The sequence below is a fragment of the Phycisphaerales bacterium AB-hyl4 genome, assembly GCA_041821185.1.
Taxonomy (GTDB): Bacteria; Planctomycetota; Phycisphaerae; order Phycisphaerales; family Phycisphaeraceae; genus Natronomicrosphaera; species Natronomicrosphaera hydrolytica.
The window spans coordinates 80626-100685 of record JBGUBD010000011.1; the positions used below are offsets into that span (position 1 = coordinate 80626).

19 protein-coding genes are annotated in these 20060 nt (G+C 64.6%); 14 read left to right on the top strand and 5 right to left on the bottom strand.

The genetic code is table 11. The features are described 5' to 3' along the window. Positions 1-4 precede the first annotated feature (4 nt). Positions 5-433, top strand: coding sequence for a PGPGW domain-containing protein (locus tag ACERK3_15720; protein ID MFA9479735.1), 429 nt, complete (start codon positions 5-7; stop codon positions 431-433). Positions 434-489: 56 nt separating this feature from the next. Here ACERK3_15720 and ACERK3_15725 read toward each other — a convergent pair whose 3' ends face one another. Further along, positions 490-1467 carry a calcium/sodium antiporter gene (locus tag ACERK3_15725; GenBank protein ID MFA9479736.1) on the bottom strand — a complete coding sequence of 326 codons (978 nt, stop codon included), beginning with the start codon at positions 1465-1467 and terminating at the stop codon, positions 490-492. 97 nt (positions 1468-1564) lie between these two features. On the opposite strand from ACERK3_15725, the gene ACERK3_15730 reads away from it, so the two are divergent. The 3 genes from ACERK3_15730 (at position 1565) to ACERK3_15740 (ending at position 6272) form a co-directional block, all read left to right on the top strand. Beyond that, the gene (locus tag ACERK3_15730; protein MFA9479737.1) at positions 1565-2605 is read left to right on the top strand and encodes a hemolysin family protein; all 1041 of its coding nucleotides are present in this window, start codon (positions 1565-1567) and stop codon (positions 2603-2605) included. Positions 2606-3471: 866 nt separating this feature from the next. Next, positions 3472-5001, top strand: a complete 1530-nt coding sequence (locus ACERK3_15735) for a potassium/proton antiporter (GenBank protein ID MFA9479738.1) — start codon at positions 3472-3474, stop codon at positions 4999-5001. Positions 5002-5939: 938 nt separating this feature from the next. Continuing rightward, the gene (locus tag ACERK3_15740; GenBank protein MFA9479739.1) at positions 5940-6272 is read left to right on the top strand and encodes a hypothetical protein; all 333 of its coding nucleotides are present in this window, start codon (positions 5940-5942) and stop codon (positions 6270-6272) included. A gap of 179 nt (positions 6273-6451) precedes the next feature. On the opposite strand, the gene ACERK3_15745 is transcribed toward ACERK3_15740, so the two are convergent. Continuing rightward, positions 6452-6925: a hypothetical protein gene (locus ACERK3_15745; protein ID MFA9479740.1), complete on the bottom strand. Its 474-nt coding sequence runs from the start codon at positions 6923-6925 to the stop codon at positions 6452-6454. Positions 6926-7431: 506 nt separating this feature from the next. Here ACERK3_15745 and ACERK3_15750 point away from each other — a divergent pair. From ACERK3_15750 to ACERK3_15790, 9 genes are all read left to right on the top strand, one after another. Further along, positions 7432-7917, top strand: coding sequence for a MarR family winged helix-turn-helix transcriptional regulator (locus ACERK3_15750; GenBank protein ID MFA9479741.1), 486 nt, complete (start codon positions 7432-7434; stop codon positions 7915-7917). Between the two features lie 73 nt (positions 7918-7990). Next, entirely contained in the window at positions 7991-8458 is a 468-nt protein-coding gene (locus ACERK3_15755; protein MFA9479742.1) for a DoxX family protein, read from the top strand. A 78-nt stretch (positions 8459-8536) separates the two neighbouring features. Further along, positions 8537-9472 carry a ring-cleaving dioxygenase gene (locus ACERK3_15760; GenBank protein MFA9479743.1) on the top strand — a complete coding sequence of 312 codons (936 nt, stop codon included), beginning with the start codon at positions 8537-8539 and terminating at the stop codon, positions 9470-9472. Next, on the top strand, positions 9469-10137 hold the full coding sequence (locus tag ACERK3_15765; protein MFA9479744.1) for an alpha/beta hydrolase: 669 nt from the start codon (positions 9469-9471) through the stop codon (positions 10135-10137). Before ACERK3_15760 ends, ACERK3_15765 begins: the two co-directional genes overlap by 4 nt. Continuing rightward, positions 10134-10487 (top strand): hypothetical protein, encoded by a 354-nt coding sequence (locus ACERK3_15770; protein MFA9479745.1) that lies wholly within the window; start codon positions 10134-10136, stop codon positions 10485-10487. The genes ACERK3_15765 and ACERK3_15770 overlap by 4 nt, the downstream gene beginning before the upstream one ends. Before the next feature lie 57 nt (positions 10488-10544). Next, positions 10545-11567: a DUF5996 family protein gene (locus ACERK3_15775; GenBank protein ID MFA9479746.1), complete on the top strand. Its 1023-nt coding sequence runs from the start codon at positions 10545-10547 to the stop codon at positions 11565-11567. Between the two features lie 10 nt (positions 11568-11577). Continuing rightward, positions 11578-12078: a GNAT family N-acetyltransferase gene (locus tag ACERK3_15780; GenBank protein MFA9479747.1), complete on the top strand. Its 501-nt coding sequence runs from the start codon at positions 11578-11580 to the stop codon at positions 12076-12078. 15 nt (positions 12079-12093) lie between these two features. Next, complete coding sequence (locus ACERK3_15785) at positions 12094-12588, top strand: VOC family protein (protein MFA9479748.1); 495 nt, start codon at positions 12094-12096, stop codon at positions 12586-12588. A gap of 243 nt (positions 12589-12831) precedes the next feature. After that, positions 12832-13449 (top strand): DUF6448 family protein, encoded by a 618-nt coding sequence (locus tag ACERK3_15790; GenBank protein ID MFA9479749.1) that lies wholly within the window; start codon positions 12832-12834, stop codon positions 13447-13449. 100 nt (positions 13450-13549) lie between these two features. On the opposite strand, the gene ACERK3_15795 is transcribed toward ACERK3_15790, so the two are convergent. Beyond that, positions 13550-15661, bottom strand: coding sequence for a heavy metal translocating P-type ATPase (locus ACERK3_15795; GenBank protein ID MFA9479750.1), 2112 nt, complete (start codon positions 15659-15661; stop codon positions 13550-13552). Between the two features lie 341 nt (positions 15662-16002). Between ACERK3_15795 and ACERK3_15800 the strand changes: the two genes are divergently transcribed. Further along, positions 16003-16581, top strand: coding sequence for an NADPH-dependent FMN reductase (locus tag ACERK3_15800; GenBank protein ID MFA9479751.1), 579 nt, complete (start codon positions 16003-16005; stop codon positions 16579-16581). On the opposite strand, the gene ACERK3_15805 is transcribed toward ACERK3_15800, so the two are convergent. Both ACERK3_15805 and ACERK3_15810 read right to left on the bottom strand, forming a co-directional pair. Further along, positions 16582-18345 carry a SulP family inorganic anion transporter gene (locus ACERK3_15805; GenBank protein MFA9479752.1) on the bottom strand — a complete coding sequence of 588 codons (1764 nt, stop codon included), beginning with the start codon at positions 18343-18345 and terminating at the stop codon, positions 16582-16584. It abuts the gene before it with no gap. Positions 18346-18373: 28 nt separating this feature from the next. Then, a complete protein-coding gene (locus ACERK3_15810) occupies positions 18374-20056 on the bottom strand; it encodes a sulfatase-like hydrolase/transferase (GenBank protein MFA9479753.1) in 1683 nt (560 codons plus the stop codon). Between the last annotated feature and the right edge of the window lie 4 nt (positions 20057-20060).

The window sequence follows — 20060 nt, forward strand, 5'->3', positions numbered from 1 at the left end:
ACCCTTGCTTGCCTGGCTGGAAGAATACGAAGCGTTGCTCTGGTCGCTGACGGCGTTAAGCGTCTTCATGTTCGTCGCTACGTTGATCGCGATGCCGCTGCTGATTGCGCGTTTGCCGGCGGACTACTTCACCCGCCGGCCGGTGCGGGACTGGCCCACGCGTCATCCGGCGGTGCACCTGCTGCTCGTGGTGGCCAAGAACGCGCTTGGGCTGGTGCTGCTGCTGGCGGGGCTGGCGATGCTGGTGCTGCCCGGGCAGGGGTTGTTAACGATCTTCGTGGCGATCATGCTGCTGGACTTTCCGCGCAAGCGCGATCTGGAGCGCTGGCTGATCCGCCGACGGCCGATCTTTCGCGCCGCAAACTGGATTCGCGCCAAGCGTCACCGGCCGCCGCTGGAACTGCCTGAAGCGCATCGGGAGAAGCGACGGTGATGCCAACGATTGGCTGTTCGTGCTGACGGCGTTGCAAGGCAACGTACGCGACACCGCTACCGCATCGCCAGCCAGGTGATGTACGCCATGTAGCCCACTGCCAGCAAGCCGCCTTCCCAACGTGATAGCTTCCGTTGCGACAGCGCCATCGGCAGTAGCGCGGCGGCGAAGCCGGTCATCACCAGCAGATCGATTCGTCCACCGGCGGGCAGGTCGGTGGGGGCGAGCGTGACGGTCAGGCCCCAGATGAACAGCAGGTTGAAGATGTTCGAGCCGACGATGTTGCCCACCGCCAGGTCGGTCTGCCCCCGCCGGGCGGCAACGATGGAGGTCGCCAGTTCCGGCAGGCTGGTGCCTACTGCCACGAGGGTGAGGCCGACGATCACGTCCGGGATGCCCGCCGCCTGCGCGAAGCCCAGCGCTCCGCGGACGGTCAGTTCGCCGCCGCCGACCAGCAGCAACAGGCCGCCGCCGACCAGGGCCGCGAGGCGCACGCCAGATGCCGTGGGAACCGTCTCACCCCCAGCGGTGACGACCGGTGTGGTGAAATAAGCGTCGCTGTCGTGCTGACGCAAGGCGTCGCCGAGCGTGTAGTAGAGGAAGACCCCGAACAGCAGCAGAAGCATTAATCCGTCGCCGCGCGTGAAACGGTCGGCCCCGCCTTCGGTGAGGCTGTTGAGCCCCAGCACGACGGCGGCGAGGCTGGCCAGCAGCAGCATGGGGATTTCGCGGGTGACAATCGAACGGTGGATCACCAGCGGATACGCCAGCGCGGTGATCGCTAATAGCAGCCCGACGTTGGCAATGTTCGAGCCGACGACGTTGCCGAAGCCGATGGCGCTGTCGCCCCGGATCGCTGCCGCCAGATTGACCACCAGTTCCGGTGTGCTTGTGCCGAAAGCGACCACCGTCATGCCGACGATGACCGGGGCCACGCCCAGCCGCTCGGCCAAGGCACTCGCTCCGCGAACGAGCAGTTCGCCGCCTGCAATGAGGACCGCCAGACCGACAAGCAGCAGCAGAAGGTGCAGCATGGAAGGGATTGTACGACAGGCTCGTGCTGAGCAAACTTGAAGCCTGCCCGGCTACAGGGGGAACCTGCCTCTTCCGCTCAGCTATGATTTTCAAATCATGACACTGCTGTTGACTTACTTGTTCGTGGCCCTGGCGATCTCGTTCTTGTGTTCGCTGCTGGAAGCGGCGCTGCTGAGCGTGCCGCGCTCGCACGTGGCGGTGATGGTGGAACAGGGCAGCCGAGCGGGCCAACGGCTCCAGCAGATGAAGGACGACGTGGATCGACCGTTGGCGGCGATCCTGACACTGAACACCTTCGCCCACACGCTGGGCGCGGCAGGCGTGGGGGCCCAGGCGACGCTGATCTGGGGCGAGGTGTGGGTGGGCGTGGTCAGCTTCGTGGTCACGCTGCTGATCCTGATCTTCTCCGAGATCATCCCCAAGACCCTCGGGGCCGTGCACGCCAAGGGGCTCGCCGGCTTCACCGCCTGGACCGTGCACGGCATGATCTTGATGTTGTTGCCGGTGGTGCTGGTGTGTGACTGGATTTCCAAGCTGCTGTCGGGGCGCAACCAGGCGGTGCCGCTGATCAGCCGTGACGAGGTGCGCAGCCTCGCCCGGCTGGCCCACGAGGAAGGGGCGATCGACCAGAGTGAGGCCCGGGTGATGCGCAACCTCATCGCCCTGCGTGAGGCGACGGTCGAGCAGGTGATGACGCCGCGCACCGTGGTGTACACGCTTCGGGCAGACCAGACGGTGCGGGAGGTCACGGAGGGCGAGCCGCTGCGGTTTGCCCGTGTACCGGTGGTCGGCGAGTCGCTGGACGACGTGAAAGGGCTGATCTACCGTCACGACCTGTTCAAGGCCCGGAGCGACGGACGGGCGGACGCCACGCTCGGCGAACTGGCCCAACCGGTGCATGCGGTGCCGGAGGTGGCGAAACTGCCGGCCGTCCTCGAGGAGTTTCTTCAGCGCCGGGCGCACTTGTTCCTCGTGGTGGACGAGTACGGCGGCACGGCGGGCATCGTCACGCTCGAAGACGTGCTGGAAACGCTGCTGGGGGTGGAAATCATGGACGAAACCGACGCGGTGGAGGACATGCGGCAACTGGCGAAGCAACTGCTGAACGCTCGAAGGCGAGGCGAAGGTCGTCGGTAGCTTCAAGTTCGCCATTCGCCTTGCATCTGTGGCGAAGAGCCTGCCATTGCCGTACCATCTGGCCTTGGGACGATGCTCTGATACTGGTTTCACCCGCAGCCGATACCTGACGGACAAGACAGAAACAGCCGATTTTGATGACGGGCACGAAAGATCTCCATCGTTCTTTGATCGACACACCCCGCGCTAGGCGGCGCAGGGTGACCCGGAAGCATTGTGCCCGTCATGCCCCGCTGGCGGCGCTTGCCGTGGCATGGTGCCTGGCAGTGTTGCTGCCGCAGCCGGCGGTCGCGTCAGCCCATGCAAGCCCGCATGACCCGGCCCGCTTTGATGCGCCGTCGCTTTTCATGACGGCCGCCGCGCGTGTCTCGTCCCCCCGCTACAGCTGGCCACGTTCCAGCAAGGCCGGATCATCGATCGCGGGCGTCTTCCGGCCCGCCAATATTCGCGTGAGCTCGTCCCCTGGTCCTGAACCTGTATGGTGCGTTCGTGATCGCTTGTCGACCGTCCTGGCCGCGGGTGGTGAGCGGCGCGGCAAGGCCGACGAGCAGCCTTCCAGTGCAATCACGACGGCCTGGCTCGACGCATTGTTTTTCACACCGGCTCGGGATGCCGCCTTGGTGGATCCCGTCGGTGGCGAATGCGCCCGACGCGGCATGCGTACGGCCGGGCGGCATCCGCCTCTGCAGTAACCTCACATCCCCGGTTCTCGGGGTAGCGCACAGCCTACTCGTACTGCCGCGTGCCAGCGCTCGGGTTGATGTTGCCCAGCGGAGACGGTCTGAATCGATCGTCCCTATGCCTGGTGCCCCCGGAAATGCCCTGCACGCGATTGTTCACCGGGCCGCAGTGATTCGATAAACGCTATGCCGGATATTCCTCTACTACTTCTGATCGCCGGTTTTCTGATTCTGCTGAGCATTCTGACCAGCAAGGTTTCGGAACGGTTCGGCGTGCCGGCGCTGCTGCTGTTCCTGGGCGTGGGCATGCTGGCCGGGTCCGATGGCATCGGCGGGATTCACTTTGACAACGCCCTGGTCGCCAACTTCGTCGGCACCATCGCGCTGGCCTACATCCTCTTCTCCGGCGGCCTGGACACCAGTTGGCAGAACATCCGCCCGGTGCTGTGGCGCGGCCTGACGTTGTCCACCCTCGGCGTGCTGATCACGGCGCTGCTGCTGGGCCTGTTCGTCTGGCTGGTGCTGGACTTCTCGTTCACCGCGAGCCTCCTGCTGGCCGCGATCGTGTCCTCGACCGACGCGGCGGCTGTGTTCTCGGTGCTGCGCTCGCGGGCCGTGAGCCTCAAGGGCAAGCTGCGTCCGCTGCTGGAACTGGAGTCGGGCAGCAACGACCCGATGGCCATCTTTTTGACAATCGGCCTGATTCAGTTGCTGACCGTGCCGGACGCCTCCTGGCTGGCGCTGCTGCCGAGCTTTCTGCTGCAGATGTCGCTTGGCACGGCGATCGGCCTGGGAACGGGAAGCCTCGCGTCGCTGGTGCTCAACCGCATCCGCCTGGACTACGAAGGCCTGTACCCGGTGCTGAGCATGAGCATCGTCGTGATGGTCTTCGGCTTGGCCGAGACGGTCGGCGGCAATGGGTTCCTGGCGGTGTACCTGTGCGGCATCGTGCTGGGCAACCACGATTTCATCCACAAGCGCAGCCTCATGCGGTTCCACGACGGGCTGGGCTGGCTGATGCAGATCAGCATGTTCCTCGTGCTCGGGCTGCTGGTCTTCCCGTCGCAGCTGCCCACCGTCATCGGCTCAGGGCTGCTGGTCTCGGTGTTCCTGATGTTCGTCGCCCGGCCGATCGCAGTCTACATCGGCCTGTGGCGCAGCCAGTTCGACCTGCGCGAGCGAACGCTGGTCGCCTGGACCGGGCTGCGCGGAGCGGTGCCGATCGTGCTGGCGACCTTCCCGCTGCTGGCTGGCTACCCGCAGTCGGAGCTGATCTTCAACATCGTGTTCTTCGTCGTGCTGACCTCGGTCCTCCTGCAGGGCAAGACACTGATGCCCCTGGCCCGCTGGTTGGGGGTGGACGAGCCGCTGGCCTCACGCCCGCGCTATCCGCTGGAGTTCGAGCGGACGGAGAACATGCACGGTGAGACACGGGAGTTCGAGATTCAACCCGACGCGGCAGTCGTCGGCAAATGCATTGAAGACCTTGAACTGCCCTCGGACGTGCTGATCCTGCTGATTCACCGTGGCGAGCGCTTCGTCGTCCCACGCGGCCAGACGCGCATCGAGCCGCACGACGCACTGCTGGTGCTGGCGGAGCCGAACCTGCTGCATGTCGCTCGTCGCGTGCTGGAAGTGAAAGCTTCCGCGACGAAACCGGCCGTGGATGCGGGCGTTTGTTCGGAAAAAACCGGCCACAGTGATAATACGGGGTAGCGCCCGAACCAACGGCCTGGGAATCACGTTCTACAACAGGCAACCACCGAAAGACTGCAAGGCGTCACGGTATTGAAAACAGACGGCAACGATCCACGGTTCCACTGCTCCTACACATGCTTCGGCACGTGGCGCGGTGCTGTGGCGGATCTTTGCCTTAACAAGGCTCCGATGACCTTCTTGACTCTTGTCTGGTGCGCTGCTGCGCTGCTTCAACAGGCCACGGCGGCTCAGCTGTCGCCGGGCTCCAGTCAACACGCTTACGTGGCGGCGGTGCAAAACGTCCAGGCTCTCGCACCGCGTCCGTTCCACTCCACCGCAAACCGGTCGCGGTTCGGGCCGTCCGGGGGGAGCGGAGGAACCGGGGTTGCTGCCCCGGCGAGTGTGGGCCTGCCGGTGGCCACCGCGGCGGGTGGCAGCGGCGCATCGCCGCCGTCGTCGAAGCCGTATCCGGAACAAGGCCGCGTCGCCAGTTTGCTGAGCGTATCAGGCACTGACACCGATTCGACTGAGGATCGACACGACCTGTCAGCCGCTGTCGCGCTGGCACGGGGCGATGAACACGCCCTGGCCCCGGGCCCACGGTTCAGGTCCGTGCACCGCGTGGCCGTGTACCTCCGCCGCGGCATGTCCACCGCCGGTCGCGATCCGCCCCCTCTGTAAAGGCCCTCGCCGTCCCCTGATCCGCCGAGCGGCCTTGGCCCTGCGGGCACCCGGCCACGATCGTGGCCCGTTGTCGCTGTGGCACTGCCGGTGTCGCGGTGCTGGCGACGGCTGGCTCTCCTTCGCTCCATCCACACCCGCATCCACCACGCCGGCTCGACGTTCCATCGTCGCCGGGCACGTCCATGGCGCGCCCAAGGTGTCGATCGCCCCGCCGGTCGATTCGGCAGCTGATTCCCCCTCTTCCCTCGAGACGATTGCAGAGAGTTTCAACCATGACCAACGAACAAAACGATACGCCCACGTCCCTCTCCTCCCCCTATGCGTATGGCGTCGGCTGGCTGTCGCTCGGCCTGGCCCTCGCGGGCATCATCCTGATCTGCATGGGCGATCCGTTCTGGCTGGGCCTGCCGAGCAGCGCCGCCGCCGCATGGAGCGGACGTTGCGCGCTTCGGCATGGCCAGGACCAACACGCCGGGGCCCACCTGGGCCTCTATCTGGGCGTGTTCAACCTTGTCTTGTGGATGCTGCTGATCGTGTTCATGCAGTACATTCTTGGAATGGACGTCTCGTCGCTGTTCGAGATCCCGGGGCAGAACGGGCGGTAGTGTCGTGCGAACAAGCTGCACCCGCCTGACTGGCTGATCGCGAGCGTGCGCAGCAAGTCGGTGGCGTGTGGGCTCTGCGACTGGATGATGCCACGGCTCCTTGCTTGCGGTGGTGAGACGCCGGGGGTCGGGGGCGCGGTCGCTGGGGTGTTCATGCGGGCTTGTATTCGGGCGGCTGTTCACGCGGACTTCGGTGTCTGGTCGTCCGCGTATCGGCCCGGCTCGAGCGGGTCGCCGGTAGGCATGTTGACCACCTGCACGCTCAATGCGGCAAGGGTAATGTAGACCGCCGGAAACATCGACATCGCGGCGAGCGCCACCCCCATGCCCGCGACGCCCATCACCCCCATCGAAATCAGCAGCACCAGATTGCCCGTCAGATAGGCGTCCGGCTGCACCGCGCCATCGTCGCGCCGCCTCCGTTGGTACAAACGACGACGGATCATGTACCCCGCCACCGCCAGCACGACAAGCGCCACTGCCGCTACCGCGTACAGCGGCCATGGAGGATCGATCACGGCCTCCAGCCCCGGACGATAGCCTACAACCAACACCGCCCCCATACCGAAAAACAGCTGCACCACCAGCAGCGCCCACCACACGCCGCGCGTGATCGTCAACGCACGTTTGGACAACATCGCTTCGCCAGCCATCGTTCCGCTCCCAGCCTTCGGCACTACCGCAACACTGCCAGGGAACGATAGCAGCCGCCGCGGGGCTCGTCAGCCCGCCTGACACACGAAGTCGGGCCGGTGCGGCTGCGGCGGTTTAACGATCACGGGATGCTGGTGGACGAGGGGGTGCTGCCGAGCACGTACCATCCGACGGCCAACTGGATGCAGCAGCAGGCGCGGAACGTGACGATGTAGACCGAAGACGAGGAGCTGGACCTGCGCTTCCTGATCCGGAATCGCGACAGCAAGTCCACCGAGGCATTCGACGAGCACTTCCGCCGGATCAGTGGCGAGCAGATCGCGAAGACGCCGTTCCAGTCGCCGGCCGCGAATTCGTTCGCCGAGTCGTGGGGTTTCGCGCCAGGAACGACGCTTTGGGCCGGGGCGGTGTGGCCCGCGTCAATGTTTCGACGCTCCCGCCATATGATTGTTGACACAATTATTGTTCGGCGTATAATATCCCCGGTGATCAAGGAATCATGACCATGGCACGTTCATCCCTGGCCCGCGACATCAAGAAGCGGCACCCTTTCGCCTCGCCCGAGGAAGAGGCGTACCTGAACCTCTGGCGGACTTTCGCCCAGTTCTCCGAGGGGATCGAGCGGCTGCTCCGCCAGCACGGGCTGTGCGGGACGCACTACAACATCCTCCGCATCCTGGCTGGGGAGAAGGCGGGCACCGGCAAGGGGCTGCCCGCGCTGGAGGTGCGACAGCGGCTGGTGACTCGGGTACCCGATATCACCCGCCTGGTGGACAAGCTGGTGGAGATGGGACTGGTCAGCCGGGTGCGCACCGAAGCGGATCGGCGCGTGGTGCAGTTGGCCATCACGGCCAAGGGTGACCGGTTGGCCAAGAAACTGGAACAGCCGGTCACAGACCTGCATCAGCGGCAACTCGGCCACATGAGCAAGCAGGATCTGGGCCAACTGTCGATGCTGCTGGAAGCGGCACGTAGGGCCGCGAACGAATGAAAATATGCGTGGGACGTTCCCACGCTTTTTGTCGGCACGGATAGTTGTTTGAACAACTTATAAGGAGTCTCCCATGCATCCCGACCTTCAGAATCGCCTCAACGACATTGCCCTCCTGCTGATCCGCGGCGTCCTGGCTGTGGTCTTCGTCTTCCACGGCAGCCAGAAACTCTTCGGCTGGTTTGGTGGCGGCGGCCTCTCGGGTACGGCCGGATTCATGGAGAGCATCGGCATCCCGCTGCCCATGCTCAGCACGCTCCTCGCCGGCTCGGCGGAGTTCTTCGGCGGGATCGTCCTGCTGCTGGGCGTGGGCACCCGCATCGCCGCAGTGCCGATGGCCTTCACGATGCTCGTGGCCATCGTTACCGTCCACAACAGCGCCTTCAACGCAGCGGCCGGCGGCATGGAGTACGCCCTCACGCTCGGCGTCGTTCTCGTCGCGCTGGCACTGACCGGCCCCGGCCGGCTGACGGTCGCCAAGCTGATCCCGCAGCGATCGGAGCGTCGCACAGGCGCGTCTATCGTTCAGTCATCTGCATGAAATCGGGCTGAAGATTCTTTTGACATGACCTTACGGAGGGGGGCATACCCGCCCCCCTCAACGACGAAGGGACACGCAATGTCCGAAACCATCCATGGCATCCATCACGTGACGGCGATCGGCGGCGAGCCAGTCACCAACCTCGACTTCTACACCCGCGTGCTCGGCCTGCGGCTGGTCAAGCGGACGGTCAACTTCGACGACCCTACCACCTGGCACCTGTACTTCGGTGACGAGCACGGTTCGCCGGGCACGCTCATGACATTCTTCCCGCACCCGCTGGCCCGCGCCGGGCGAGCAGGCAGCGGCGAAGTCGCCCGCACCACCTTTGCCGTGCCAGCGGGCGCGCTTGCCGATTGGCGTCAACGGCTCGAGCGCGAAGGCCTTGCGCTGGAGCAAACGGACGAAGGCGATCAGCACTTGCTGGAGGTGCGCGACCCGCACGGCACGCGATTGGCGCTGACTGAGTCGGCTGGCCCCAGCCACGTAGAGCCATGGACTGGTGGCCAGGTCTCGGCCGACCTCGCCATCCGCAGCATTGAGAGCGTGCGTCTGGATGTGCCGGATGTCGATGCCACTGTCGCCTTTTTGCAGGAGATGTTCGGCTTGCAGCAAGTCGGTGGGCGCGGCGACCGTCGCTGGCTGGACGCTGGCGGCGGGCAGCGGGTGGAGGTGAAAGCGTCGGCTCGACCACGGGCCCAACTCGGCGCGGGCTCGGTGCATCATGTCGCCTTCCGCGTGCCCGATGACGAGGCCCATGTGGCGATGCAGCGCCGCCTGGCTGAAGGCGGCTACGCGGTCACCGAGGTCAAGGATCGCCAGTACTTCCGCTCGATTTATTTCCGCGAGCCGGGCGGCGTAATCTTCGAGATCGCCACCGATGTGCCCGGCTTCGCCACCGACGAGCCCGAGGCGGAACTGGGCCAGCGGCTGAAGCTTCCCCCGTGGCTGGAGTCGCGACGAACGGAACTCATGCAGTCGCTGCCCCCGCTGACGCAGGAGGTCTCATCATGAGCGATTTCACGCATCCGCCCATCGGCCTCCATCAGGGCCAACCGATCCGCCACACTGGCGTCCCGCTGGAGCAGGCCGCAGCCGCGATGGTGATGCTCCACGGACGCGGCGGCACCGCGGAATCGATCCTCGAATTGGCCCGCATGTTCGACCAGCCCCGCTTTGCCTACCTCGCTCCGCAAGCCGCCGGCAACACCTGGTACCCACACAGCTTCCTCGTGCCTTGGCAGCGGAACGAGCCGAACGTGAGCTCCGCCCTGCAGGCGGTGGCAGACGTCGTGGCGCAGATCGAAGCGGGAGGCCTGCCGCGCAAGCGGATCATGCTGCTGGGATTCTCGCAGGGCGCATGCCTGGCTGCCGAATTCGCAGCCCGACACGCCGCCCGCTACGGCGGCATCGCCATCCTCACCGGCGGGCTGATCGGCGAACAGATCGATCCCGCCGCATACCACGGCTCGTTCAACGGCACGCCGACGTTCCTGGCCAGCGGCGATCCCGATCCGCACGTGCCCTGGTCGCGTGTCGAGGAGGCGGCCGAGACATACCGCACGCTCGGCGCCGATGTCACGACTCGGCGCTACGCCGGCCGGCCGCACACGGTCTCGCAGGATGAGAGTGAACATGTGCAGGGCATGATGGCCGCACTCCTGGAAGGAGACGGATGATGAAAGTCACCCGTATCTACGGTGACGCCCAGGGGCAGTCGCACTTCGAAGACATCCACGTTGCCTTGGAAGATGCAGGACCGATCGGCCGGCTCAGCCAGCCGCAGCCGCTCAGATCGGTGATCTTTCGCGAGAACGATCCCGGCTACGACTATGACTGGCACACCGCGCCACGCCGGCAATACATCGTGCTGCTGGACGGCGAAATCGAGATCGAGGTCAGCACCGGCGAGAAGCGCCGCTTCGCCGGCGGCGACATCCTGCTGGTCGAGGACGTCACCGGCAAAGGTCATCGCACCCGCCACACCAAGCCCCACCGCCGCCGGTCGCTGTTCCTGCCCTTGGAATGAGCGGTGCAGTCCTAAAATAGTGGAGATTCAGGGCGCATCCACGGAAGGTATGAAGACATGAGTGATTCCATCCGAGACAGCGACACGTTTGCGGAGGATTGGCCAGCGCTGCCCCTGGAGGCGTGGTCGGACACGTACACCACGCTCCACCTATGGACACAGATTGTGGGCAAGATCCGCCTCGCGCAGGCTCCCATGGTGAACCACTGGTGGCAGGTTCCGCTGTATGTCACCACGCGCGGGCTGACCACCTCGCCGATGCCCCACGGTCGGCGACTCTTCCAGATCGACTTCGACTTCCTTGACCACCTGCTGCGGATTCAGACCGACGACGGACAGAGTCGGGAACTTGCACTGCGCTCGTGCACGGTGGCGGATTTCTACCACGAGATCATGGCGGCGCTGCACAAGCTCGGTCTGACGGTGAAAGTATGGCCACGGCCGGTCGAGATCGAAGACCCGATCATTCCGTGTGACCAGGACCATCAGCATCGCAGCTACGAGCCGGAGCAGGCCCAGCGGTTCTGGCGCGTGCTCGTGCAGGTAGACCGCGTGCTCCAGCAGTTCCGTTCGCGGTTCATCGGCAAGTGCAGCCCAGTGCACTTTTTCTGGGGCAGTTTCGACATGGCCGTGACCCGCTTCTCCGGCCATCGCGCACCGCCGCATCCCGGCGGCGTGCCCAACCTGGCTGACTGGGTCGTGCGCGAGGCCTACTCACACGAGTGCAGTAGTTGCGGCTTCTGGCCCGGCAACGGTGCAATCAAAGCCCCGGCCTTCTACGCCTACACCTACCCCGAGCCGGAGGGGTTCAAGGATTATCCCGTTCAGCCCAAACAGGCGTTTTATCACCCGCAGATGCGCGAGTTCGTCCTGCTCTACGACGATGTGCGACAGGCTGAGCAGCCGGAAGCGATGCTCCTGAACTTCCTCCAGAGCACCTACGAGGCGGCCGCGGAAGCGGCCGGGTGGGATCGACAGGCTCTGGAGGTGGAGCGTCCCGCCCCGGGCCCGCCGCCGGACCCCAAGCGTGCGCCGACGTTTCCTCAGCACAAAACCGACGACCCCCAGCCAGAGAGATAGCAAAAGTCCAATGCACAGCGAGCCGAGTAATCATCCATTCACCGTCCGCCCGTCCACGCCCGCCGACCAGCCTCAGGTCGATCGTCTGATTCGAGAGGGGCTGCTGCCGGGCCACGTCGCCTACGAAGCCGCTCGAGCCGACCGGATTCGACAGTCGATAGGTTCGGACCGTGAACGCTTTCTGGTGGCTGAAGCCGATGGACGCATCATCGGCGCGCTCGCGGTCATTGAGGCCAAGGCGGACGTCGGCCATCTCCACTGGCTCCGGGTAGACCCGCAGTGGCAGACGGATCTTGAGGTGGCCAAGGCCCTCATCCGGGCGGCGGCCGAGCACGCGCGGGACGTGGGCCTGCTGAAGCTCGCGATGCATGCGCCCGCCGACGTGGAAGAGACGGTCACTGCCCATTACCAGCAGTTGGGTTTCGTCTTCTCCCGAACCCGCGAGATCGAGGATTTGCACGTCTTGGAGTATTACCTGAATCTTTACGAAAAGCCGAACCCGCAACCATAATTCGGTGCTTGCGCCATGCCAACCAACTACCACATCCCCGCAGCCGCTCGTATCGGACACGTTCACCTGAAGGTGGCAGATCTGAAGCGTTCGCTCGACTTCTACTGCGGCCTGCTCGGCTTTGAGCTAACCACGACATACGGCAGCGACGCCGCTTTCATTGCCGCCGGCGGTTACCACCACCACATCGGCCTCAACACATGGCTGAGCAAAGATGCCCCGCCCGGACCGCGACACGCCCCCGGCTTGTTTCATGTCGCCATCCTGTATCCCACGCGGAAGGATCTCGCTCTTATCTACCAGAGGTTGTTGGAAGCAGACTGGCCTTTGACCGGGGCATCAGATCATGGCGTTTCCGAAGCCTTGTACCTGGACGACCCGGACGGCAATGGCGTGGAACTCTACCGCGATCGACCGGAAGGCCAATGGCCCCGGAAACCGGACGGCTCCGTAGACATGTTCACCAAACCGCTCGACCTTGATGATCTGTTGAAGGAAGTTCTTCCTTAACGGTGGCTGACTGGCAACTGCGGTGGATGAATCTTCCCCCAAGCGGCCCCCAAGCAGCGAACGGTGATCGCTGACGGCGGGAGACTTTTTCACGACTGGAACAACCAACGCTTGTTCAAGAGAATAACCTGCTCGATTGACGGATCCCGGAAACCCTTCGGCAATCGCGCAGCGTATGGAAAGATGCGAGGTCGGTGGTGGACCCGGTCTCATCGAGGAACTCCCCCGTGAAAGGATGTAGCAGTGAGCAGGCAGCACAAAATCTGGACTGGAGCGGCAACATTGGTGACGGCGTTGGCCGTGATTCTGCTGGTGAACACGACAATATGGGCACACTGCGACGGCCTTGACGGGCCGGTGGTGGCGGATGCTCGGGTCGCGCTTGAGGCAGGTGATGTCACGCCCGTGCTCAAGTGGATTCCCGAAGCAGATGAGCAGGAAGTCCGCGAGGCGTTTGACCAGGCGCTGGTGGTTCGCGAGCAGGGGCCGGAGGCACGGCAACTGGCGGACCGCTACTTCTTTGAAACACTCGTGCGCCTGCATCGGGCTTACGAAGGGGCGCCCTTCACCGGCCTGCTGCCCAGTGGGGCTGAAGTGTCGCCTGCGATTGCCAAGGCGGATGACGCTTTGGAGCAAGGCGATGTAGATGAGCTGGCCAGGCACATCGCTGAGGCGGTCGAGGCCAGTATTCGTGAACACTTCGCGGCCGCCATCGCAGCGAAAGCGAATAAGGATGAAAGCGTGGAGGCCGGACGGGAGTACGTGGATGAGTATGTCCAATACGTCCACTTTGTGAAGCATCTTCACGAAGCGGTAACCGAGGATCAGGATTACGGGCATGGTCATGAGGCCCATAACTAACTGCGTCACAACGAGCGGACTCCCTGCTCAATCGCGACGCGACGGACGCTGCGCAGTCCAGCTTGCGCAGCGTCCGTCTCCATATCGCCCATTGGCCGCTCTATAGGTCCGCCCGGCGGAGCAACTGGGCGTTGATCGCCACGATCACCGTGCTGGCTGACATGAGGATCGCGCCTACCGCCGGGGCGAGCAGAATGCCCGCCCATGCCAGCACGCCGGCCGCCAGCGGAATGGCCACGATGTTGTACCCCGCCGCCCACCAGAGGTTCTGCACCATCTTGCGGTAACTCGCCCGGCTCAGCGCCACGATGCGCGGCACGTCCCGCGGATCACTCCGCACCAGCACCACGTCGCCCGCTTCCACCGCCACATCCGTGCCCGCGCCAATGGCGATGCCGACGTCGGCGGTCACCAGCGCCGGCGCGTCGTTCACGCCATCACCCACCATCGCCACCCGCTTGCCTTGGCTTTGTAGTTCCTTGATCTTCTCCGCCTTCTGCTCCGGCAGCACCTGCGCGAAGACGGTGTCGATGCCAAGCTTTTTCGCCACCGCATGGGCCACCGCCTCCGAGTCGCCGGTGAGCATCACTACCTCGATCCCCTCGTCGTGCAGCCGCTTCACCGCTTCATACGATTCCTCGCGGATCGCATCGGCCAGGGCGAACACCGCCAAGGCCCGCCTGCCTTCGACGAGGTAGGTCGCGGTCTGTCCGCTTTCGCCGAATCGCTCCGCCGCCTCACGCAGCGCCGCGTCCGGCTCAATCTCGAACTTACGCAGCAACGCCGGACCGCCGACTCTCATCTCACGATGATCAACCGTCGCCTGCACCCCATGGCCCGGGATGGCCTGGAAGTTCTGCGTTCTGGGCACCGTCAGACCGCGTTCCTCGGCGCTGGCCAGCAGGGCGCGGGCGATGGCATGCTCCGAGTCCCGCTGGACCGCCGCGGCCAGTTGCAGCGCCTCGTCGGCCTCCACACCCTCCGCGGCGACGGTGTCGATCACCCGGTGCTCGCCGAGCGTGAGCGTGCCGGTCTTGTCGAAGACCACCGCATCGAGCGTCCGTGCTTCTTCCAGGCCACGACGGTCGCGCACCAGCAGCCCGTTGCGGGCTCCGATCGTGGTCGAGATGGCAATGACCAGTGGCACAGCCAGACCCAGGGCGTGCGGACAGGCAATCACCAGCACTGTGACGACGCGGGTGATGGTAAAATGGAGCGTCGCCCCGAACGCCAACCATGCAATGAACGTCGCCACGCCGGCGGCGATGGCGACGAACGTCAGGTAGAACGCCGCCCGGTCGGCCAGAGCCTGCGCGCGAGATCGTGAGCTTTGCGCCTGCTCGACGAGACGCATGATGCCTGCCAGCGCCGTCTTGTCGCCCGTGCCGGTGACTTCCACACGCAGCGAGCCTTCGCCGTTGACCGTGCCGGCGATGACCTTGTCACCCTCACGTTTGATAACCGGGTTGGACTCGCCGGTGATCATTGCTTCGTTAACGCTGCTTTTGCCCTGCTTCACTTCGCCGTCGGCGGGAATGCTCGCGCCGGGGCGGATAAGAATCAGGTCGCCATCGTTGAGTTGATCGACAGAGACTTCCTCGGTCTGATCGTCGCCCGCAATGCGAACGGCCATGTCCGGCAACAGCTTCGCTAGTTCTTTCAGTGCCCCCTGCGCTTGAAAGATCGATCGCATCTCGATCCAGTGGCCCAGCAGCATGATCGTCACCAGTGTCGCCAACTCCCACCACAGGGCGTGCCCTTCGTAGCCCAGCGTCACCGCCGCGCTGTAGAGAAAGGCGACGCAGATCGCCAGCGCAATCAGCGTCATCATCCCCGGCAGCCAGTCGACCAGTTCGCGGTACGCGCCTTGGAGGAACACCCACCCGCCGTAGAGAAAGACGAGCGTGCCGAAGAAAGCCGGAATCCAGCGCGATCCCGGGAACTCGGGAGCCGTATAGCCGAACCACTGCTGGAGCATCGGCTCCCAGATCAGAGCCGGTATGGTCAGCACCAGGCAGACCCAGAATTTGTTGCGGAACATGGCGACACTGTGGCCGGCGTGCTTGTCGTGCCCGCCATGGTGGCCGTGAGCGTGAGTCCCTGCGTGTTCACCGGCGCTGGCTCCGTGTTGCGCATGATCGGTCGCTGCCCGCTCCACGGGTTCATCCGGCTGATGCTCGTGCTTGGTCTCGTGTCTGGGATGGTCCGGCATGCTGCCTCCGCATGTTCGCGGGATGAGGTGCTCACCGTCAGAGCTTAGCACGCCACGCGTAATCAGAGCAGACAGGTGCCTACGCAAGGGGCCATGCCTGCCACATTTTCCCCGTGACACGATTTTGCATATCGACCACTGACCTCGTGACGACTATCGTTGGCAGGCATGCGTGTGTAACGAGAACGCCCTCCAGCGGGCGGACGGTCTGTACGCGTCTGCATCTGATGCGGCTCGGATGACATGACCGGGCCGGCGCCGCTGATCGACGGCGGCCTCGTCTACCGGTAAAGCCGGCTATCGTACCAGTCATTCAACTGCTACCAGGAGGGCCACAAGCCGTGCTCACGATCGCCATCATCATTGGAAGCACCCGCCCGCAGCGGGTGGGAGAAGACGTGGCCCAGTGGGTCTACAAGCTTGCGCAGCAGCGCAGCGACGCGGCGTTCGAGTTGGTGGACATCCGCGATTACAACCTGCCGCTGCTGGATGAGCCGGTGCCGCCTTCGCAAGGGCAGTACGCCCAGGAGCACACGAAGGTCTGGGCAGCGAAGATTGCCTCGTTCGATGCCTTTGTGTTCGTGACGCCGGAGTACAACCACGGCATTTCGGGGGCGCTCAAGAACGCGATCGATTTCCTGTATGCCGAGTGGAACAACAAAGCGGCCGGTTTCGTGGGCTACGGCAGTGCCGGCGGCACGCGGGCCGTCGAAAGCCTGCGGCGGGTGATGGCCGAACTGCAGATCGCCGATGTGCGCTCGCAGGTGGCGCTGTCGCTGTTTACCGATTTTGAGAACTTCAGCGTGTTCAAGCCGGCTTCTTACCACGAGCCGGCACTCAACGACATGCTCGATCAGGTCATCGCCTGGGGCGGGGCGATGAAAACGCTGAGGGACAAAGCCGATCCAAGCCGTGGATGATCATGTTGGCTCTGCTTGCTTCTGCTCGACCAGCCAAGCCTGTGCGTCCGTGTACGCCTCCTGCGTCGATTCGCCCACAATGGGCGTGACCTCGTAAGCTCTGACCGGCCCGGACAGATCAAGCTTGCCCTCGCTTGTCGCCTGGCGATGGGCGGTTTCACTGAGGCCGGTCAGGTACAGCCGGCCTTTGGCCTTTTGCAACTTCCCGGCATAGCTGGACAGGATGCTGATGACGGTGGCGCCAAGGTGCGTGCGGCCACGCATGCGCAGGATCACCACCGGGTACTCCGCATCGTCCGCCGGCGGGGGCAGCAGGCGTTCCAGCGTTCGGGCACCGGCGAAAAAAAGATGGCCATAGACATCGAGCACGGTCGCCTGCCCGCCGGGCACCTGCTTGGGTGCGGTGCGTTCTTCGATGCGACCGTCGGGCCGCCGGGTCAGTTCGACCAGTGAAATGTCGCTGGATTCTTCGATGACATGAAGCAGCATGGAAAGCACGACGCCGAGGCCCACGGCGTACTGGATTGGGAGGATGAGCATGGCCAGAAAGGTGGTCAGTCCCGCAGCGCGTGCGCGCCATCCGGCACGCCACACCGAGCGGATGTCCGCGGGCTTGATGGCCTGAATGCCAACGAGAATGAGCAGTGCCCCTAGCGCTGGCATCGCCACGTAAGCCACCAGGCCGCTGAACAGCAGCACGATCACCGCCATCCACAAACCCGCAAAAATAGCTGACCAACGAGTGACGGCCCCGGACGTGACGCTTAGTGCTGTTGCGCTCACCGACCCGCCCACGGGCAGCCCGCGGAAGAACCCCGACGCGACGTTGGCGGCGCCTTGAGCCATGAAGTCCCGTGAGATTCGGCTGCGCGAGTCGTCAGGGTTGGTGACGCTCTGGCTGACGCCCGCGCCCTGCACGAGGATGACTAGGGCGACCGCCAGCGCCCCGAAGAACACGTCGAACGCCATCGTGAACGACGGAATGGAAGGCATGGGAATACCGCGGGGCATGTCGCCGACGGCCTCGACGCGCATGCCCAGCAGCACCGCGAGCACCGAGGGAACCACGATCGCCACCAGGCGCCCGACGTTTCCCAGCTTCGTACGAGGCAACAGCACAGCCAGGGTCAGCGTTGTGGCCGCCACCGCAAAGGCCCCAACGTTCAACTGGCCGACATTCACTACCAGTTCGAACGTCTGAACGAGCCGGTTGGTGGCCTCCACCTCGATTCCCGTCGCGAGCGGCAGCTTGCTGAGGATCAGCAACACCGCGATACCGGTCAGCAATCCCGTGGTGACCGAGTAGGAGACGAAACGGATCAGCCGGCCGAGTTTGAGCAAACCGAACAGGATCTGAAACATGCCAACCAGTACCACCATGACAAACAACGCCGCGGGAAGGGACTCGGGCGGCAGGTTCGACAAGGACTGCGCGGCCGTGAGCGAAGCGGCAGCCGTGGTGGTAATCACCATCACTTGCGTGCTGGAGAAGATGCCGCCCAGCAGCGGCCCCACGATGGTGGCGTAGAGGCCGTGGATCGGGTTGACGCCGATCAGCACGGCATTGGCCATGCCGTCGGAGACGTTGTAGATGGCCGTGTTCAGCCCGGCGAGCCCGTCCTGACGAATCGTCTTGCCCTTGGGGATACGCCGCCGCGCATAGTTGGCCACCGCCTCACGCAGTTCGTGCGTCCCCGGCAGGCGCACCTCCAGCGACAGGTCGTCCCCCCGTCTGGCCTCAGGCTCGTCACGCTTGCTCGTCATCGGGCATCACGTTGGCTGGGTGTTCCTCTCATGCGGCCCGTCCTTTGGCCTTGGCGTATTTCACCTCGCGCGTGCCGAACAGATTCAGGTCGAACGGCACGCTGTCCTCGCCGATCTCCTGCTGCACCCGGACGTGCAGCTTGGCGAGCATGCGTTCGACCAGGGCCGGATCGTGTGCGGGATGGTCCGGGTGCCCGACGTTCTCCAGTTCGCCGGGGTCGTTCGTGAGGTCGTACAGCGCCACGTCGCTGGCGGCGTACAGTTCTTTCAGCGTGGCGGGATTGCCGTACGCCAGCGGGCTGAACCACCGCACCAGCTTGTACTGCCCGTCCACCACCGCACGGTAGAATGTGCGCTTGCTGAAGTCCGGCGCGCCGTATCGCCTGCCGACATGTGCCATCCTCGCCTCCCGTCCCATCTCCGGACCGTGGGGGCCGGACACGCCCATCTCGGTCAATTCCTGCAGCGCGCCGGTGATCGCCCAATCCTTGTCAAGCGCATGCAGGCCGTCCCAGCAGTAGAGCACGCCGTCACCGGGTGCATCGGTGCTGCCGCGTGGGCCGGGCTGTTCCGGATTCAGCATGGCCTGCTTTAGGCTGCGGCCTTTCAACTGCGGGTAGCGCTGGTCGATCTCGGGTCTGCTGAGGCCGGCGAATTCCAGCAGCGTCGGCGCCAGATCCAGGTGCGAGCCCACCGCCGCGGTGCGCTGGCCTCGGGGGCCGCCGGGCACGCAGGCTGTCAGGTTCACCATCGCCGCCTCGTCGAAAGGGATTGCGCCCTTTTGAGCCATGCGATGGGCCCCGTTCATCTCGCCGTGATCGCCCGTGGACAGAACCACCGTGTTCTTCCATAGATCCAGGCGATCCAGCGCATCGAGCACCTTCATGAACTGCGCGTCTACGAGACGCATGGCATTGATGAGGTAGTTGCGGCGCTGAAGCCAGAGGTCTTCCCGCTCGCCGGGCACACGGCCGTAGTTCAGTTCGGTCAGTTCCTTGTAGTGCCGCACCCCCTCGGGCTGCCGTGCGAAATCGTCATGAAAGTTGGCCGGCAGTTTCACATCCCACTGCTGCTCGAACCACCCCATCCGCTGGGCGGGCGTCATCAGGCCGGCCATCGCGCCGTGAGGGTGCGGTGGCTCGCCCGGCTCGGTCTGGAGGAACATGACATCGTGAGGATTCACCATGCTGCACACCAGCAGCCAGGGCTGATCGAGTCGCGCCCCTTTGTGATCCAGCCAGTCGACCGTGTGGAACGCCACCGCCGCATCCAACTGTTCGCCCTCGAGCGGCGCTCCGAACATCTCGCCCCACTGCTGGTAGTCGGCAAAGCCGTAGCGCTCCAGCGCGTCTTCGCTGCGTGGCACCTCCGAACAGTGCCACTTGCCCTTGAAGGCCGTGTAATAGCCCTGCTCACGCAGCATCTGCCCGACGGTGGGCACGTCGGTTGACAGTTCGTGAATCCACGCGAAGTTGGTGTTGTCCCACAGGCCCGTGTGCCTGGCATGCACGCCGGTCCACATCGAGGCACGCGAGGGCGTACAGATTGGGACGGTGCAGTAGTGGCGGTCGAAACTCACGCCCTGCGCTTCGAGTCGCCGCATCGCCGGGAGTTCCACACCCTCGGGCACCTGCATGCGGGCGTCCCACTGGTCCATGCACAGGATCAGGATGTTCGGTCGGCTGTCGCTATGCGCTTTTTGCCCGCTCATCGGA

Bases quoted from the DNA above. Each gene is read 5' to 3' on its own strand.
- ACERK3_15745 (MFA9479740.1), bottom strand. From the start codon at position 6,925: ATGGCTGGCGAAGCGATGTTGTCCAAACGTGCGTTGACGATCACGCGC.
- ACERK3_15730 (MFA9479737.1), top strand. From the start codon at position 1,565: ATGACACTGCTGTTGACTTACTTGTTCGTGGCCCTGGCGATCTCGTTC.
- ACERK3_15755 (MFA9479742.1), top strand. From the start codon at position 7,991: ATGCATCCCGACCTTCAGAATCGCCTCAACGACATTGCCCTCCTGCTG.
- ACERK3_15760 (MFA9479743.1), top strand. From the start codon at position 8,537: ATGTCCGAAACCATCCATGGCATCCATCACGTGACGGCGATCGGCGGC.
- ACERK3_15725 (MFA9479736.1), bottom strand. From the start codon at position 1,467: ATGCTGCACCTTCTGCTGCTGCTTGTCGGTCTGGCGGTCCTCATTGCA.
- ACERK3_15735 (MFA9479738.1), top strand. From the start codon at position 3,472: ATGCCGGATATTCCTCTACTACTTCTGATCGCCGGTTTTCTGATTCTG.
- ACERK3_15795 (MFA9479750.1), bottom strand. From the start codon at position 15,661: ATGCCGGACCATCCCAGACACGAGACCAAGCACGAGCATCAGCCGGAT.
- ACERK3_15805 (MFA9479752.1), bottom strand. From the start codon at position 18,345: ATGACGAGCAAGCGTGACGAGCCTGAGGCCAGACGGGGGGACGACCTG.
- ACERK3_15780 (MFA9479747.1), top strand. From the start codon at position 11,578: ATGCACAGCGAGCCGAGTAATCATCCATTCACCGTCCGCCCGTCCACG.
- ACERK3_15785 (MFA9479748.1), top strand. From the start codon at position 12,094: ATGCCAACCAACTACCACATCCCCGCAGCCGCTCGTATCGGACACGTT.
- ACERK3_15775 (MFA9479746.1), top strand. From the start codon at position 10,545: ATGAGTGATTCCATCCGAGACAGCGACACGTTTGCGGAGGATTGGCCA.
- ACERK3_15740 (MFA9479739.1), top strand. From the start codon at position 5,940: ATGACCAACGAACAAAACGATACGCCCACGTCCCTCTCCTCCCCCTAT.
- ACERK3_15770 (MFA9479745.1), top strand. From the start codon at position 10,134: ATGATGAAAGTCACCCGTATCTACGGTGACGCCCAGGGGCAGTCGCAC.
- ACERK3_15810 (MFA9479753.1), bottom strand. From the start codon at position 20,056: ATGAGCGGGCAAAAAGCGCATAGCGACAGCCGACCGAACATCCTGATC.
- ACERK3_15750 (MFA9479741.1), top strand. From the start codon at position 7,432: ATGGCACGTTCATCCCTGGCCCGCGACATCAAGAAGCGGCACCCTTTC.
- ACERK3_15765 (MFA9479744.1), top strand. From the start codon at position 9,469: ATGAGCGATTTCACGCATCCGCCCATCGGCCTCCATCAGGGCCAACCG.